At 66.6% G+C, this 13486-nt stretch carries 14 protein-coding genes and 1 pseudogene; 5 read left to right on the top strand and 10 right to left on the bottom strand.

The window, feature by feature from the left end:
• Nucleotide 1 precedes the first annotated feature (1 nt).
• Nucleotides 2-904, bottom strand: a complete 903-nt coding sequence (locus BN973_RS16270) for an NAD-dependent epimerase/dehydratase family protein (RefSeq protein ID WP_036469375.1) — start codon at nucleotides 902-904, stop codon at nucleotides 2-4.
• Between the two features lie 59 nt (nucleotides 905-963).
• Between BN973_RS16270 and BN973_RS16265 the strand changes: the two genes are divergently transcribed.
• Together BN973_RS16265 and BN973_RS30560 are read left to right on the top strand one after the other, a co-directional pair.
• Nucleotides 964-1785: an alpha/beta fold hydrolase gene (locus BN973_RS16265; protein WP_051641292.1), complete on the top strand. Its 822-nt coding sequence runs from the start codon at nucleotides 964-966 to the stop codon at nucleotides 1783-1785.
• 102 nt (nucleotides 1786-1887) lie between these two features.
• Nucleotides 1888-2685, top strand: a complete 798-nt coding sequence (locus tag BN973_RS30560) for a PE domain-containing protein (protein WP_084163420.1) — start codon at nucleotides 1888-1890, stop codon at nucleotides 2683-2685.
• Between the two features lie 15 nt (nucleotides 2686-2700).
• Here BN973_RS30560 and BN973_RS16255 read toward each other — a convergent pair whose 3' ends face one another.
• The gene (locus BN973_RS16255; protein WP_036469373.1) at nucleotides 2701-3885 is read right to left on the bottom strand and encodes an acyl-CoA dehydrogenase family protein; all 1185 of its coding nucleotides are present in this window, start codon (nucleotides 3883-3885) and stop codon (nucleotides 2701-2703) included.
• A gap of 99 nt (nucleotides 3886-3984) precedes the next feature.
• Here BN973_RS16255 and BN973_RS16250 point away from each other — a divergent pair, with 99 nt between their 5' ends.
• Nucleotides 3985-4365 (top strand): NYN domain-containing protein, encoded by a 381-nt coding sequence (locus BN973_RS16250; protein WP_084163625.1) that lies wholly within the window; start codon nucleotides 3985-3987, stop codon nucleotides 4363-4365.
• A 77-nt stretch (nucleotides 4366-4442) separates the two neighbouring features.
• On the top strand, nucleotides 4443-5312 hold the full coding sequence (locus tag BN973_RS16245; protein ID WP_232232211.1) for an NAD(P)H-dependent flavin oxidoreductase: 870 nt from the start codon (nucleotides 4443-4445) through the stop codon (nucleotides 5310-5312).
• On the opposite strand, the gene BN973_RS16240 is transcribed toward BN973_RS16245, so the two are convergent.
• Nucleotides 5309-5620, bottom strand: a complete 312-nt coding sequence (locus tag BN973_RS16240; RefSeq protein ID WP_232232093.1) for a DUF4333 domain-containing protein — start codon at nucleotides 5618-5620, stop codon at nucleotides 5309-5311. The genes BN973_RS16245 and BN973_RS16240 overlap by 4 nt on opposite strands.
• Before the next feature lie 167 nt (nucleotides 5621-5787).
• On the opposite strand from BN973_RS16240, the gene BN973_RS16235 reads away from it, so the two are divergent.
• Entirely contained in the window at nucleotides 5788-6285 is a 498-nt protein-coding gene (locus BN973_RS16235) for an MBOE_33420 family protein (RefSeq protein ID WP_051641291.1), read from the top strand.
• 5 nt (nucleotides 6286-6290) lie between these two features.
• Here BN973_RS16235 and BN973_RS16230 read toward each other — a convergent pair whose 3' ends face one another.
• The 7 genes and pseudogenes from BN973_RS16230 to BN973_RS16200 all read right to left on the bottom strand — a co-directional run bounded on the left by BN973_RS16230 (nucleotide 6291) and on the right by BN973_RS16200 (nucleotide 13460).
• Nucleotides 6291-6965, bottom strand: coding sequence for a CAP domain-containing protein (locus tag BN973_RS16230; protein WP_407067582.1), 675 nt, complete (start codon nucleotides 6963-6965; stop codon nucleotides 6291-6293).
• A gap of 10 nt (nucleotides 6966-6975) precedes the next feature.
• Nucleotides 6976-7146 (bottom strand): annotated as a pseudogene (locus tag BN973_RS31725) (hypothetical protein); the annotation flags it as partial.
• A 138-nt stretch (nucleotides 7147-7284) separates the two neighbouring features.
• Nucleotides 7285-8742 (bottom strand): MCE family protein, encoded by a 1458-nt coding sequence (locus BN973_RS16220; RefSeq protein WP_051641289.1) that lies wholly within the window; start codon nucleotides 8740-8742, stop codon nucleotides 7285-7287.
• The gene (locus BN973_RS16215; RefSeq protein WP_036469363.1) at nucleotides 8742-9893 is read right to left on the bottom strand and encodes a virulence factor Mce family protein; all 1152 of its coding nucleotides are present in this window, start codon (nucleotides 9891-9893) and stop codon (nucleotides 8742-8744) included. The genes BN973_RS16220 and BN973_RS16215 overlap by 1 nt, the downstream gene beginning before the upstream one ends.
• A complete protein-coding gene (locus tag BN973_RS16210; protein WP_036469360.1) occupies nucleotides 9893-11167 on the bottom strand; it encodes a virulence factor Mce family protein in 1275 nt (424 codons plus the stop codon). The genes BN973_RS16215 and BN973_RS16210 overlap by 1 nt, the downstream gene beginning before the upstream one ends.
• Entirely contained in the window at nucleotides 11164-12435 is a 1272-nt protein-coding gene (locus tag BN973_RS16205; protein WP_036469357.1) for an MCE family protein, read from the bottom strand. The genes BN973_RS16210 and BN973_RS16205 overlap by 4 nt, the downstream gene beginning before the upstream one ends.
• Nucleotides 12432-13460 (bottom strand): virulence factor Mce family protein, encoded by a 1029-nt coding sequence (locus BN973_RS16200; protein ID WP_036469353.1) that lies wholly within the window; start codon nucleotides 13458-13460, stop codon nucleotides 12432-12434. Before BN973_RS16200 ends, BN973_RS16205 begins: the two co-directional genes overlap by 4 nt.
• Between the last annotated feature and the right edge of the window lie 26 nt (nucleotides 13461-13486).

Below are 13486 nucleotides of genomic sequence, written 5' to 3'. Positions count from 1 at the left end.
GCTACGCGCTGACGAGCTCCGGGTGGAACTTGGCCGCCATGCGCCGCATGCCGTCGCGCCAGTCGACGGTCGCGGCGCCGACGAGCTCGCGCATCCGGCTGGCGTCGGTGGGATTGCCGCGCAGCGCTTGCTCGCTCTCCTCGAAGACCGGCTCCTTGCCGACCAGTGATCCCAGGTAGCTGCACCACTCCTGCAGGCTGACGTTCTGTTCGCCACACCAGTTCAGCGTGGTGGCCGGCACCGACGCCACCTCGAACAGCTTCGGGATGGTGGCGATGATGTCGTCCTCGTGGATCGGGGTGTAGCGGGCCGGGCCGCCGGCCGGGACGGGAATCGGGATGCCGGCCAGCATCATCTCCATGTGATAGAACGGCCAGCCGCCGTTGTCGCCGTAGGGGACGTTGAGGCGGGCGATCGTGGTGGGCATGTTCAGGGCGCGTGCCATCGTCCGGGCGACGACCTCGCCGGCGATCTTGGAGATGGAATAGGTGGGGAACAACGGCTTGTGGTTGTCGCCCAACGCGGCGTCCTCGGTACGCACCTCGTCTCCCGGCGGGTCGTAAACGGCTCCAGATGAGCAGTGCACGAACGCTTTTGCGGTACGGCAATGCGCCATCAGAAGCCCGACGGATTCGGCGTTGGCCGCCAGATCCTTGTCCCAGTGGCCGCTCTTGGCCACCGCGAGATTGAGCACGTAGTCGAAGTCATTTGGCAGACCGGCGAAGTCGCCGGCGGCCAGGTTGACCGTCTGGCACCGCACGCCCGCCTTCTCGAGGTCCTCCCGAACCGCGGGATTGGTGAACCGGGCGATGCCCCACACTTCGTTGTCGGTTGCCAGCGCCTTGGCGACGGGGGTGGCAACTTGTCCGGTCGGGCCGGTGATCAGGATCTTTGAGCCGCGCATGCGCTGATGGTAGCGAGGGCTCGCCGCGCCCCGATGATCGGCGTAACGTCGCGCACGTCATGGCAGATGCGGTGCGATTCGTCGACGCGAACGGGCTCAGATTCGCCTACCTCGAGGAGGGCTCGGGGCCCCTCGTGCTGATGCTGCACGGCTTCCCCGACACCGCGCATTCCTGGGACCAGCTGCGCCCGGCGATCGCGGCCAAGGGCTATCGCGCGGTCAGCCCGTTTATGCGCGGGTATGACCCCAGCGGGATCCCGGACCGCGACCCGGATCAGGAGACGTTGGCGCGCGATCCGCTGGCGTTGATCGAAGCACTCGGGGCGTCCGACGCGATCCTGATCGGCCACGATTGGGGGGCGTCGGCCGCCTACGGCGCGGCCGCGCTCGGCCCGGATCGCGTGAAAAAGCTTTTCGTCATCGGCATTCCGCACCCGGCCGCGCTCAAACCGACACTGCGAAAGGTATGGGGCGTGCGCCATTTCGTGGCCTACAAGCTGCCGGGGGCGTCAAACCGCTTCGCGCGCAATGACTTCGCGGCGCTGCCTGCCATCTACCGGCGATGGTCTCCGACGTGGAGCCCCGATCCGAGCGAGTTCGACGCGGTGCGCGCGAGCTTCGCGAATCCGGCGAGCCGCAACGCCGCGTTCGGCTATTACCGAAAGCTCTCCCCCGTACCGAGCGCGTCGCTGAAGGCGCGGATCAAGGTGCCGACGGTTGTCTTTGCCGGACTGGATGATCCGATCGCGGAGCCATCGGACTACCGGGGCGCCGCGCGGATGTTCTCCGACGAGTACGTGGTCGAAGAAGTCCCCGGCGGACATTTCATGCACCGAGAACATCCCGAAGAATTCACCGCTCGGTTGTTGACCCACCTCTGATCCGCCGGGCGCCCATATTTCTGCCTGTGGCAGCCGGGAGCCTCGGTAGAATCAATGCATTCCGCCACGGTTGCTGCGTACATACCTAGGAGCAGGACGCACATGACATCCATGTCGCACGATCCGGCTGTTGCCGCCATCGGCGGGCAATTGACGGCAATGGGCGCCGCCGCCATCGCTTCCGGTGCCGCGGCCGCCCCGGCGCTGACCGCGCTGGTGCCCGCGGGCGCCGAGGAGGTTTCGGCGCAGGCGGCAGCGGCGTTTGCCGCGGAGGCCAGCAAGGCGCTGGCCGCTCACCTCGCGGCCCATCAGGAGATTTCGCGGACGGGCGTGGCGCTGGTGAACATCACTCGGATGTATACCCAGACCGATGCGACCGCCGCAGGCGCCTTGCAAGCCAATGCGGCGCGCACCACCGCCGTCGAGTTCGGCAGCGTCGGCGCCCCGATGTCGAGGTCGTTGGCCAGTCCGGCGCCGGCGACGCGGCTGCTGCGCGCCGAAGCAGTGCCCGGCGCGGCCGGGACAGCGGCCCGCACGCCGGCGCTGGCCAACTTGGTCGAAGGAGCGGCCGTCGCGCCGGCCCCCGCGGCCGGGGCGGCCGGCATGCCCGCGGCCATGAACGCGGCATCGACGCTGCTCAGCGCCGGCAGCGCACCGCTGAGCACGCTCAGTTCGCTCGGCTCGTCGCTCGGGTCCGTCGGCCAGGGCGGCTTGGGCGGCGCAACGGCAGGTGGTGCGTCAGCGGGCGGAGCCGCGACGAGTGCCGCGGGCGCGAGTGGAGCTGCCGCGGGCGGCGCCGGTCCGGCGCTGGCGTCCTCGCTGACCGACGATGACGGCACCCCCGACGCCAAAGACGCCAAGGACGCCGACGGCAAGGAGACTGGCGGGCAGCTGCTCTGAGCGGGTTTGCCCGGGTCAGAGCCCCGGCTGGTCCTCGATGATGCCCAGCCAGATCTGGGCCGCGTCGATGGCCACTTTCTCGCTGATGAACGCGTGCTGGGTTCCGGTGTAGATGTCGCGGAACGCGCGCTCGAGGCGGGTGCCCTCGCGGATCGAGCTCGTCCCGGCGACCAGGTGGGCCCATTCGGCGCAGCCTCGGGCCGTATCGGTGGCGTATACGGCGGCCACCCGCATATCCGCGCGCAGCCCCGGCGTCAGGTCTTCGCCCGCGGCCACCGCGGCCTCGGCGGTGGTGAAGGCGTCGAGCACCAGCAGGCGCGCGGCGCGCCAGGCCGCGCGGTGGTGGGCAAGGCCCTTTTGGAAGGTGGGGCGGCTGGCCAGTGACGCCATGTCGCTCATCCGGAATTTGGTGGCGGCCAGCTCCTGAACGTCGTCGAGCATGCTCTTGGCCACGCCCAGCGCCCACGATGCGTGCCCGGCGGCGGTGACGGGCATCAGGCCCATCCGGGTGGCCGGTGACGTTCCGCGATGCGGCTGGCGGGCGAACAGTTCGAAGGTGCGGCTCTTGGGAACGAACACGTCGGTGATGCTGTAGTCGTAGGAGCCGGTTCCCTTGAGCCCTTGGACATGCCATCCGTCGTTGAAGCTGATCTGGTGTCGCGGCAGTACGGCCACGTGCATCTCGGGCAGGCCCTCGCTGATCCAGCGCATCTCACCGTTGTCCAGCGGCAGAAATCCGGCCGCGACGTATTCGGAGTGGCCGATGCCGGAACCGAAGCTCCAAGCTCCGTTCAGCAGGTAACCGTCGTCGACAACCGTGCCCTGGCCGTTGGGAAAGAACTGGCCGCCCATCGTCACCCGGTTGTCGTGCGCGGTGAACACCTCGGCGAAACCCTCGTCGGGCAGATAGGCCGCCGCGGCGAACGACGACGGCAGGTTGGCGATGCCGACCCACCCGAATGAGCCGTCCTGCCAAGCCATTTCGATCCAGGTCTCGATCATCTCGGTGAACGACGGATCGAGTCCGCCGGCCACCGCGGGGTTGAACGACGACATCAGCCCGCTGGCCCACATCGCATCCACGATCGGTGCGGAAAGTGTCCGGATCCGCTCGGACTCGGCGGCCTGTTCCTGGACGACGTCGCGCATGCCGCGCGCCAGCGAGACCACCCGGTCGCTCGTATCGGCTAACGACGTCATCGGCGCTCTCCTTGTCGAACCCGGGACATTGATACCGGTGACCGTACCAATTAACCAAAGTGTCTAGCCATTCAAATCCCCGGTCCTACTGTGGGTTGGGTGCGGTGGATCGTCGACGGTATGAACGTCATCGGCAGTCGCCCGGACGGCTGGTGGCAGGACCGGGAGCGTGCCATGGTCGATTTGGTAGAAAAGTTGGACGAATGGGCCTTAGCACAAGGAGAGACCGTGACCGTGGTGTTCGAGCGGCCGCCCAAGACCGCGCTCACGTCGACGGTGATCGAGATCGCGCATGCGCCCAAGGCCGCCGCCAACTCGGCTGACGACGAGATCGTCCGGCTGGTGCGCGCCGGCGCCAGGCCGAACGACATCCGGGTGGTGACATCGGACCGGGCGCTGACCCACCGGCTGCGAACGCTGGGTGCATCCGTCTTTCCGTCGGAGACCTTTCGCAATCGCATCGATCCGCGGGACCGATGAACGGCGGCCCGGCCGAGCCCGCAACCAACCGGGTCTGCGAACTCGCGCGCATCGACATCCCGATCATCCAGGCGCCGATGACCTACATCGCCGGCGCCCAGCTCGCCGCCGCGGTGTCCAACGCCGGCGCATTGGGGATCATCGAGACCACCTCCGATCAGGGGCGGGCCGACATCCGACGGGTGCGCACCCTGACCAGCGGTTCGGTCGGCGCGAACATCGCACTGCTGTTCAACCGTGACCTGACGGTGGTAGACCTGCTGGTCGCCAACGGCATTCGCTTCGTGACCACCTCGGCCGGGAGCCCCAAGCTTTTCACCGAGCGGCTCCACGACGCGGGCATCACCGTGTTCCACGTGGTGGGCACCCTGGAAGCGGCCAAAAAAGCCGTCGATGCCGGAGTGGATGGCCTCGTCGTCGAGGGGGTCGAGGGCGGCGGGTTCAAGAATCGATTCGGGGCGTCGACGATGGTGCTGCTGCCTTTGGTGGCCGCGCATGTCGACATCCCGATCGTGGCCGCCGGCGGGATCTGCGACGCACGATCGATGGCCGCGGCGTTTGTCCTCGGCGCCGAGGCCGTCCAGATGGGCACCCGATTGCTGGCTTCGGCGGATTCGCCGGTGCACGGCAACCTCAAACAAGCGGTCGTGGCGGCGGACGAGACCGGGACCGTGCTGCTGCCTCTGGACGGCAAGCGGATGATGCGGGTGATCCGGACACCGGCGGCCGAAAAGCTAGATAAGTCAGCGTCTTTCGAGGAAGGGGGCGCGGCGTTGCAACGCGTCCAGCGACTCTATTTCGAGGGCGATATGGACGCCAGCGTCGCCAATACCGGTCAGGTCGCCGGCCGGATCGACGACCTCCCACCGGCTGCCGAGATCATCAGGCAAATGTGGACCGGCTGCCGCGAGGTGCTGGCCGCCACTGCGGACCGGTTCCGGTCCTAACTCGGGTGGCTGTTGACGGCGAAATCGACCCGCTCGCCGTCGACCTTGATGATCTTCATGTTCGCCGTGTACTCCTTGCCCTCCGGGCCGGTGAAGTGACAGTCGAACTGGACACCGATTTTGGCCTCGACCCCGTCGGGGCAGTGCACATCGGCCGGATGAAAACCGGTCTGCTTGGAAACGACGTCGACCACCGATTGCGCTGCGCCGTCGGGCTTGACGGTCGACTTGCTGGTGCAGCCGGCCAGCGGCACGGCCACCGCGCCGGCGAGCACCGCCGCGGCCGCGGCTTGGGCGATACGCATCATCGCGCGGTTCTCCTTTGTCTGCCGAGCCCGAGGCTAACGCGACGGGAATCGACAGGCTAACACGCGTCCGTGCCGATGCCACAGCTCAGAAGTGCCAAATGTTCGGCACTGCAACGAATACTCGCATTGCCGGGCAACCCGGCGTCGGGGCGGGCTAGAGTGACGCGATGGCACTTACGTACCCGGCGCCAGCCGCGTGGCTGGCTCTGGTCACCGCCGTGGTCGCCGCACCGGCAGCCGGTGCGGACCGGCCGCAACCCGTGCCGCTGTACGGGACGTACAACACCTTCCTGGATCACTCGAAGCAGACGTTCAACGGCCAACCGCGGCCTTCGGATCCGTCGACGCAGGCCGCCAGCTTCACCACCACATGCGACGCGTCCGGTTGCGTGGCGCACTGGCTGCTGCTGGACCGGCTGACCGACAACCCCAATGCGCCCAAGATGTACGACTACCGGTGGTCCAACGACAGGTGGGTATCGAGCTCGGACTATCCGTTCCACTGCGACGACGCCAGCTTGGTCGACACCCGGCGGTCCGATTTCCTGATGCCCAACGGGGACGGAAGCTTCCATGGGGAGCGAACTTTCACCGTCGGCGCACCCGGATGCCCCGGTGACGGCCCGGGTGTCTACTGGCTGCCGTTCACGCTGACGCCCAGCTGAGCGTCCTACTGAGGCGGAATCGCCGGCGGCGGATAAACGCCGCGCAGGATCCACGGCAGCCAGTTGATGCCGTATTCGATCTCGTCGCTCGCGTCGTAGTCGGGGCTGGGATCAAGTGGGACGTTTTCCTGCAGGGCCACCGCGGGCGGCGGCGCAGCCCTGGGTGGTGCGGCGGCGGGCCGATCGGGTTGTCCGTAGACGGCGACCACGACGGTGCGATCCCGCGCGTTCTCCGACCACACCCCGATCTGGCTGTTGGCACAGTCGGACATGATCGCGAAAGACTGCGGGTTGTAATACCACTGGTTGATCAGCTCGATGCCACTGATCGCGATCGCGGGATTGATCGCGACCGTCTCGGCCACCCGCCCGTGAAAACCGGCGGCGTTCGCGCGATCTTGGGGAGTGGATCCGTCAGAGCCGATGTCGCCGTTGAGGTTTCGGTTGTTCAGCACATCGAGGGTGTGTCGTTGGGCGGCGTATTGCAGCTGCGCATTGATCCTGACGTCGTTGGTGCAGCCGGCCTGGTGCTGGACGGTGAAGACGTTGGCGACCACGCTGTCGTTGAGCCGCTTGTTGTCGGCGTGTGCGGGTGGCGGCACTGCCGTCGACAGTAGCAGGGCGGTCGTCAAAGCCAGGCCTGCGAGCGGTTTTTCGGCTATGTGGCGAGTCGTTTGCATGGTTGCGCGCTCAGACCGGGTCGAATTGCGAGATCAGCCAACGCCCGCCGATCCTGTCGAGGGTGACGCGCACGCTTGATGCGGTGCTGGTCGGTGCGTCCTGGCCGACGACGATGGTCTGGTTGACGAAGAGCAGCACGACGGCGTGGTTGGTGGCGGCCGAAACCGACGCCGCGCACGCGTACCGCGGTCCGGATCTCCTCGGCCGGGTCCGCGCCGCGCCGGCCGCCTCGGATTCGGAGACGTCGGCCTCCACCGCCGGTTCGGAATCAGTGAGTATCGACATACCGTCCTCCATCGACGTCGCGCTTGGTCATCGTCAGCTCCCCGGCGGCAGCAACATCGTTTGCCATGTCTTGTCTTTCGGTGCACTTTGCGCCAGGTCCGTTCGCGTGTATTGACGGCCGTCGGGCCCGGTGTACATGCCGGTGGCCGGGTCGTACTGGGCCGCGGCGATGGGCGGCGGCGCCCCGGCGGGACCCGTCGCGCCTGGCGGTGATCCCGGCGGCAGCTGCGGGATGTCCTGGCCGGACAGGGTGGCGTTGGGGTCGCCCTTCCAGTTGTAGCCGTCGTTGAGCGGCACGTACCGTTCGTCGCTCTCGCACATCTTCACGGTTGGTGCGCGCTTGCCGGGCACGGTTTCACACGGAATATTGCGGGCGCCGCGAACATTGAGTTGCGAGTCCTGCGGCACCCGGCAGTACAGGTCGCCGGCCGGGCGGCCGGGGTAGTCCTCGGCCGAGGCGACGCGTTGCTGTTGGGCCGGAAGGAATCCCGTCGTGCACGGTGGCGGCAGGTTGAGGTTGAGGTTGAAACTCAGATACTGACCGCGGTATGCCTGTTTGGTGTTCAGGTTGGCAAGAATGCCGGCCTGTTCGGCGCCGATGGCCATCGGGAACACCACCAGCAACTGCTCGATGTCGTTCTGGTAGGTAAGCGCGACCTGGCCGACGCTGACCAGGTTGGCCAGCAGGATCGGCAAGGTCGGTTGCACGCGATCGATCAGTTGACGCATCTCCCCCAGCGCGGGACCACCCCGATCGATCACGTCGCCGACAGTTGGGTCGTGCGTTTGCAATTCGGTGGTGACCGTTGCCAGGTGGGATGCCCACCCGGCAATCGCGTCCGAGGTATGGCTCTGCGAATCGAGTACCGGTCTGGCTTGGTCGATCAGCGCCACCAGCGGGTCCAGATTCTTCCGGGCATCGCTGGCCAGATCCGACGTGCCGACGATCAGCCGGGACAGCTCCGGGCCCAGCCCGCCCACGGCGGTATACGACTCGTCGACGACGGTCTTCAGGTTCTCGTGTGGGATAGCCCCCAACGCGGTATTCGCGGCGCTGAGAAGGGCGTTGATGTCGGGCGGCACCGAGGTATCGGCCAGCGGAATGACGTCACCGTCCTTCAGCGGTCGCGACGTGGCGTTGCGGGGCAACAACTCGACATACGATTCGCCGATCGCCGTGTGGCTGTGCACCTCGGCCTTGAGGTCCGACGGAATGTCGATGCCGGACTTCAGGGACAGCACCGCTTGCACGCCGGTGTCGGTCAGGCCCACCGATTCCACCCGGCCCACTTCGAAGCCGCGATAGGTGACGTTGCCGGTGCCATACAGCCCGCCGGATTCGGGTAGCTGCACCTTGACCGTGTAGCGACCGACGCCGAACAACATGGCCGGCAGCTTGACGAAGTGCAGGAAGGTGATCGCCAGCACGGCCAGTGCGATCACCGTGAAGACGGCCAGCTGCACGATGATTCGTCGCGGCAGATGCAGCATTAGGGCCCCTGATCCCACCGGTACGGCGTCGTCAGCGGATTGCCGGGGGTGCCCCGATAGCCCGCCGTGCAGGGACTGGGGAACTGGCCGATGGTGCGACCCCACTGCAACTCGAGCTGGGTCAGGTGGCACTCCCATCGCGTCCCGGTCAACAGGCCCTGGTCGATTCGGCTGAGCGTGAGATCGACGATCGCGGTCAGGTTGGCGTAGTCGCCGCGCTGGAAGTTCTGGAATGTCTCGTTCGGAAACGGGAAGGTCGCCAGCAGGGACAGCGACCGGGTCAGGGCGGGTCCCGCGTTGGCCAGCGATTCCAATACCGGTCCGACTTGCCGCAGTTCCCTGATCAGGTTCGCTTTGGTCTTGTTGACCGAATCGACGGTCAGGGCACTGAATTTGCTCAACTGATCCGCCGCTTCGACGAGCTTGTACCGTTCCTCGTTGAGCACCGCGAGGGCGTCGGGGACGGTGGCCAAAGCGCGGTCCAAGACCGGCTGCTGGGCGGCGAACTTCCCGACGACGTGGTTGAGGCTTTCCGTGGCCGCGATGATGTCACCCGACTGGTCGTTGAGGTAGGCGGAGAACTTGTCCAGCTGGGAGATCAGGCTGCGCACATCGCGCTCGCGGCCGCGGAACGCCGTGCTCAACGCCTCGGTGATGTCCTGTACCTGACCCAGTCCGCCGCCGTTGAGCACCAACGACAGTGCCGCCAACGTCTGCTCGGTGCTGGGGTAGGCGCCGCCGCGCGCCAGCGTAATCACGGCGCCCGCACTCAATTTCCCTTGCGGTGCTTCGCCTTTGGGCGGGGTCAGCTCGATGTGGTAGGAGCCCAGCAGGCTGGTGGTGCCGATCTTGGCCGTCGCGTTGGCGGGCAGGGTGACGCCACCGTCGAGTTGCATGGTCACCAGCGCATGCCAGCCCTGACGTTCGATTTTCGTGACATGGCCGATCGTCACGTCGGCAACGCGGACCCGCGAGTTCGGTTGAATGTTGTTGACGTCGGGCATCTGCGCCTGGATGACAAACGACCCCGGCCCCTCGCCCCGGGTTCCCGGTAGCGGCAACGAATTCAGCCCGCGCCAGCCGCAGCCGGAGATCCCGGCCACCACCGCGAGCGTCACCAAACTCAGCGCCGAGCGGCGCAAAAGTCGCATCAGCCGCCTCCCGGTGGCATCATCATGCCGCGCAGCCCCGCAGCGGGGTCGGTCGGCATCGTCTCGGTCACCGGCGGCGGCGCGCTGGTGGCGGGCGGAACGTGGTCGGGCCGCATCGAATCCTCGCTGTAGGTGATCTCATTGGGCCGCGCCTGCGCACCGACGAAGAGGTTCTCCCCGATCGGCGGGTAGTTGTATTGGCGGTTCTTGACGATCGGCGCCAGGTACTGCGCGCAGAGTTTCGCCGCCTGCTCGCCGCCCAGCCGGGAAGCGGCCTGAATTGCGCCGCACAGGAACGCGATCGGGTTCGCCATGTTGTTGCCGGCCAGGGCTCCGGTCAGCGCACCGTTGGCCGGCTCGAAGATGTTGTTGAAGTTCTGCAACACCGTCGGGCTGATGTGCAGTGTCTGCTTGATGTCGTCGAGGCTGTCCACCAGCACCTTGCTGATCGACGTGAGCTTGTCCGAGGCGGTGCCGATCGCCTCGCGGTTGTCGGCAACGAAGCCCTGCACGTCACCCACCACCGCGTTGAGGTCCTCGGCGGCCTGTGCGACTTTGGTGGGATCGTCGGCCAGCAGCGAGGACACCGCGGCCAGGTTCTGGTTGAGCTGCTCGAGCAGATCGGCGCTGTCGTGCAGCGCCGTCACCAGCGTCGACAGATTCTTCAACGTGGAGAAGATGTCCTTGCTGTGGTCCCCCAGCGCCGAAATCGCCTGGGAGAGTTTGATAATGGTGTCACGGATGGTCGGGCCCTGCCCGCGCAGGTTGTCGGCGGCGGTATTGATCAGCGCGCCCAGCGTGCTCACACCACCGGGCCGGCTGGGCTTCAACAATTCGGTCAATCGCTGGACTTGCGCGCGTAGGTCATCCCACTCGACCGGTACCACGGTGTGGTCCTGGCCGATCACCGCGCCGTCGGTCATGACCGGACCGCCGGTGTAGGGCGGAGTCAGCTGGATGGCCCGGCCCGATACCAGTTGCGGCGACAGGATCGCGGCCTTGGCGTCGGCCGGAACTTTGTACTTGCGGTCGAACGAAAACGTGATCTTGGACCGCAATGGCTGCGGTTCGATCTTGAGGATGGTGCCCACCGGCACACCCCGGATGCGCACATCGTCACCGGCGAAAACGCCGTTGCTGTTGTCGAAGTAGGCGACCACCACGGTGCGGGCGGCCTCGCCCGCGGTTCGCATCGCCACGATCACACCCGCGACGAACACCAGGATGAGCGTGGTCGCCAGCACCAAACGTGAGCGTCTGAGTTTCGTTGTCACGGTTGGCCTCCCGGTGCCAACGCGGGCGGCCCGGGCGGCGGGCCACCGGGCGGCGGGGCCGGGAGCGGCGGCCGGTAGGGGTAGCAGCCGGGGCCGGGCAGCGGCACCCCGGGCGGACCGCACGGATGGTCGCCGGGATTGCCGGTGATCGCGTCGGGCAGATTCAATCGCGGCTCGCCGCCCTGGCCGGTGCGCGGATACGGGACCGGCAACGCCGGAGTTCCGGGTTGGCCGGTCGGCGGGTCCGTCAGCTGCGACGGGAGCAAGGTGGCCGGGTCCAGTCCCAGATCGGAGAACGCGGCGCTGACGAACGGCTGCACGAACTGCCCCGGCAACAGATTCACCACGTACGCCTTGAAGAAGGGGCCCGACGACAGCGACTCGCCGAGCGACATGACGTAGGAGTTGATCATCGGAATAGCCTTCTGCACCCGTTCTTTTCGGCTTTCCACGATGGCCAGCACGTCATTGAGCTTGTCCAGGGCCGGTCGCAGCTGCTGGCGGTTCTCGGCGATGAACCCTTGCAGTTGTCGCGAGACCGCCGAGATGTTCGTCCAGATCTGGTCCAGGGCCGAGCTTTGGGTGCGCAGCTGCGCCAGCACGGCATTGGTGTCACGCACCAGGGTCACGATCTGGTCGGTGCGCTTGGCCAGCACCCCGGTCGCCTTGGCCGCGTTGTCCAGCAGGCTACGCAGCTGGGCGTCGCGTTCGTCGAGGGTTTGGGCCAGGCGGGCCACACCTTTGAGTGCGCTACGGAAATCCGCCGGCGTGTCGGCGAAGGTCTGCGCCATGGTGTCCAGAGATTCGGACAGCCGGTTGGTGTTCAGCCCGCTGATCGTGGTAGCCAAATCGCCCAGTGCGTCCGGCAATTGGTAGGGCGACGTCGTCCGCTCGATGGGGATGGGTCCCTCGAGCCGGCCCTCGCCCCGCGGTGTCACGTCAAGAAACTTGCTGCCCAGCAGGCCCTTGGTTTTGATCGCCACCTCGGTGCGGTTGCCGAGCCGAATGCTGTCGTCGACCTTGAACCTCACCAGCACACCCGGCCCGTCGAGCTCGATGCTGGACACCTTGCCCACCGGGTAGCCCGACACTTCCACGGTGTTGTCGGTGCGCAGCCCGCCCGCGTCGGCGAAATACGCGGAAATGCTCCTGCCCTGGTCGAGAAGGGGCAGGTTCTGGAATTGCAGCGCGGCCACCACGATTCCGGCGATTGCGACGATGCCGATGGCGCCGATAGTGAGCCGGTTGCGTTCGCCGAACGATCTCATTTCGGTGCACACCGCCCGGTGGCCTGACCGGCGACCTTGACATACACGGGCTGGCCCCCCTTGCCGTTGACCTTGAGCACGACATCGCACAAATAGAAGGCGAAGAAGTCGCCGTACATGCCCTGGCGGGCCAGAGCCTGGTATTTGTCGGGCAACGTGTTGAGCAGATTGTCGAGGTAGTCATGGTCGGCGAGCGCGACGTCGGCGACCCGATCGGTCTCGTGAACCACCTTCGAAAACGGCGCGCGCGCTTGCGCGAGCAGGTCGGTGATCGAGCCGGTCGCCGCGTTCGTGTAGGCCACCGCGTTGGCGATATCCGTCTTGTGTTCGGCGAGCCCGTGCACCAACTGCGACAGCGAAGTCACCGCCTTGTCCAACCGATCGCTTTGGCCGCCAAGCGAACCGAGGATCACATTGAGGTTGTTGACCACCTGTCCGATGAGTTGATCCCGGTCTGCCAGGGTATTGGTCACCGCGGCGGCCTGATCGAGAAATGACGTGATGGTGGGGCCCTGCCCCTGGAACATCTGCAGCAACTGCTCGCTCAGCGCGTTGACCTGCTCGGGGTTCAGCGCGCGAAACAACGGCTTGAAGCCGCCGATCAGGGCATCGAGATCGAGTGCGGGTTTGGTGCGGGCCAGCGGAATCGTTTGGCGCGGAGCGAGTATGGCCAGCCCGCCGGCGCCTTCTTCCAGCGCCAGGTAGCGGTCGCCGAACAGGTTGTCGTATCGGATCACCGCCTCGGTCCCCTGCGTGAGGGTGACCGAATCGTCGGCGGTGAACTCAACGCGCACGGTCGCGTCCGGGTTGATGGAGATCTTTTCGACCTTGCCGACTTCGACGCCGGCGATGCGCACCAGCTTGCCCTCCCTGAGGTTGGACACGTTGGTGAATTCGGCGTAATAGGTCTTGCCGTCACCGAAGCGCACCTCCCCGAATACGGCGAAGAGCAACGCCCCGGTTAACAGGCACACCGACAGGAAGATGCCCAGACGCAGCGCGGCGCCTTTCAGGTTCTCCTGCATCGTTGTTCTCCTGCTTGGCCTTTGGT

It is taken from the genome of Mycobacterium triplex (assembly GCF_000689255.1).
Lineage (GTDB): Bacteria > Actinomycetota > Actinomycetes > Mycobacteriales > Mycobacteriaceae > Mycobacterium > Mycobacterium triplex.
Note: the sequence above shows the minus strand (reverse complement) of the source record. Positions and strands in the feature narration are given on the sequence as shown.

What these genes read in the sequence shown, in the direction of transcription:
- BN973_RS16270 (WP_036469375.1), bottom strand. Translation starts at nt 904, where the DNA reads ATGCGCGGCTCAAAGATCCTGATCACCGGCCCGACCGGACAAGTTGCC.
- BN973_RS16265 (WP_051641292.1), top strand. Translation starts at nt 964, where the DNA reads ATGGCAGATGCGGTGCGATTCGTCGACGCGAACGGGCTCAGATTCGCC.
- BN973_RS30560 (WP_084163420.1), top strand. Translation starts at nt 1,888, where the DNA reads ATGACATCCATGTCGCACGATCCGGCTGTTGCCGCCATCGGCGGGCAA.
- BN973_RS16255 (WP_036469373.1), bottom strand. Translation starts at nt 3,885, where the DNA reads ATGACGTCGTTAGCCGATACGAGCGACCGGGTGGTCTCGCTGGCGCGC.
- BN973_RS16245 (WP_232232211.1), top strand. Translation starts at nt 4,443, where the DNA reads ATGACCTACATCGCCGGCGCCCAGCTCGCCGCCGCGGTGTCCAACGCC.
- BN973_RS16240 (WP_232232093.1), bottom strand. Translation starts at nt 5,620, where the DNA reads ATGATGCGTATCGCCCAAGCCGCGGCCGCGGCGGTGCTCGCCGGCGCG.
- BN973_RS16235 (WP_051641291.1), top strand. Translation starts at nt 5,788, where the DNA reads ATGGCACTTACGTACCCGGCGCCAGCCGCGTGGCTGGCTCTGGTCACC.
- BN973_RS16230 (WP_407067582.1), bottom strand. Translation starts at nt 6,965, where the DNA reads ATGCAAACGACTCGCCACATAGCCGAAAAACCGCTCGCAGGCCTGGCT.
- BN973_RS16220 (WP_051641289.1), bottom strand. Translation starts at nt 8,742, where the DNA reads ATGCTGCATCTGCCGCGACGAATCATCGTGCAGCTGGCCGTCTTCACG.
- BN973_RS16215 (WP_036469363.1), bottom strand. Translation starts at nt 9,893, where the DNA reads ATGCGACTTTTGCGCCGCTCGGCGCTGAGTTTGGTGACGCTCGCGGTG.
- BN973_RS16205 (WP_036469357.1), bottom strand. Translation starts at nt 12,435, where the DNA reads ATGAGATCGTTCGGCGAACGCAACCGGCTCACTATCGGCGCCATCGGC.
- BN973_RS16200 (WP_036469353.1), bottom strand. Translation starts at nt 13,460, where the DNA reads ATGCAGGAGAACCTGAAAGGCGCCGCGCTGCGTCTGGGCATCTTCCTG.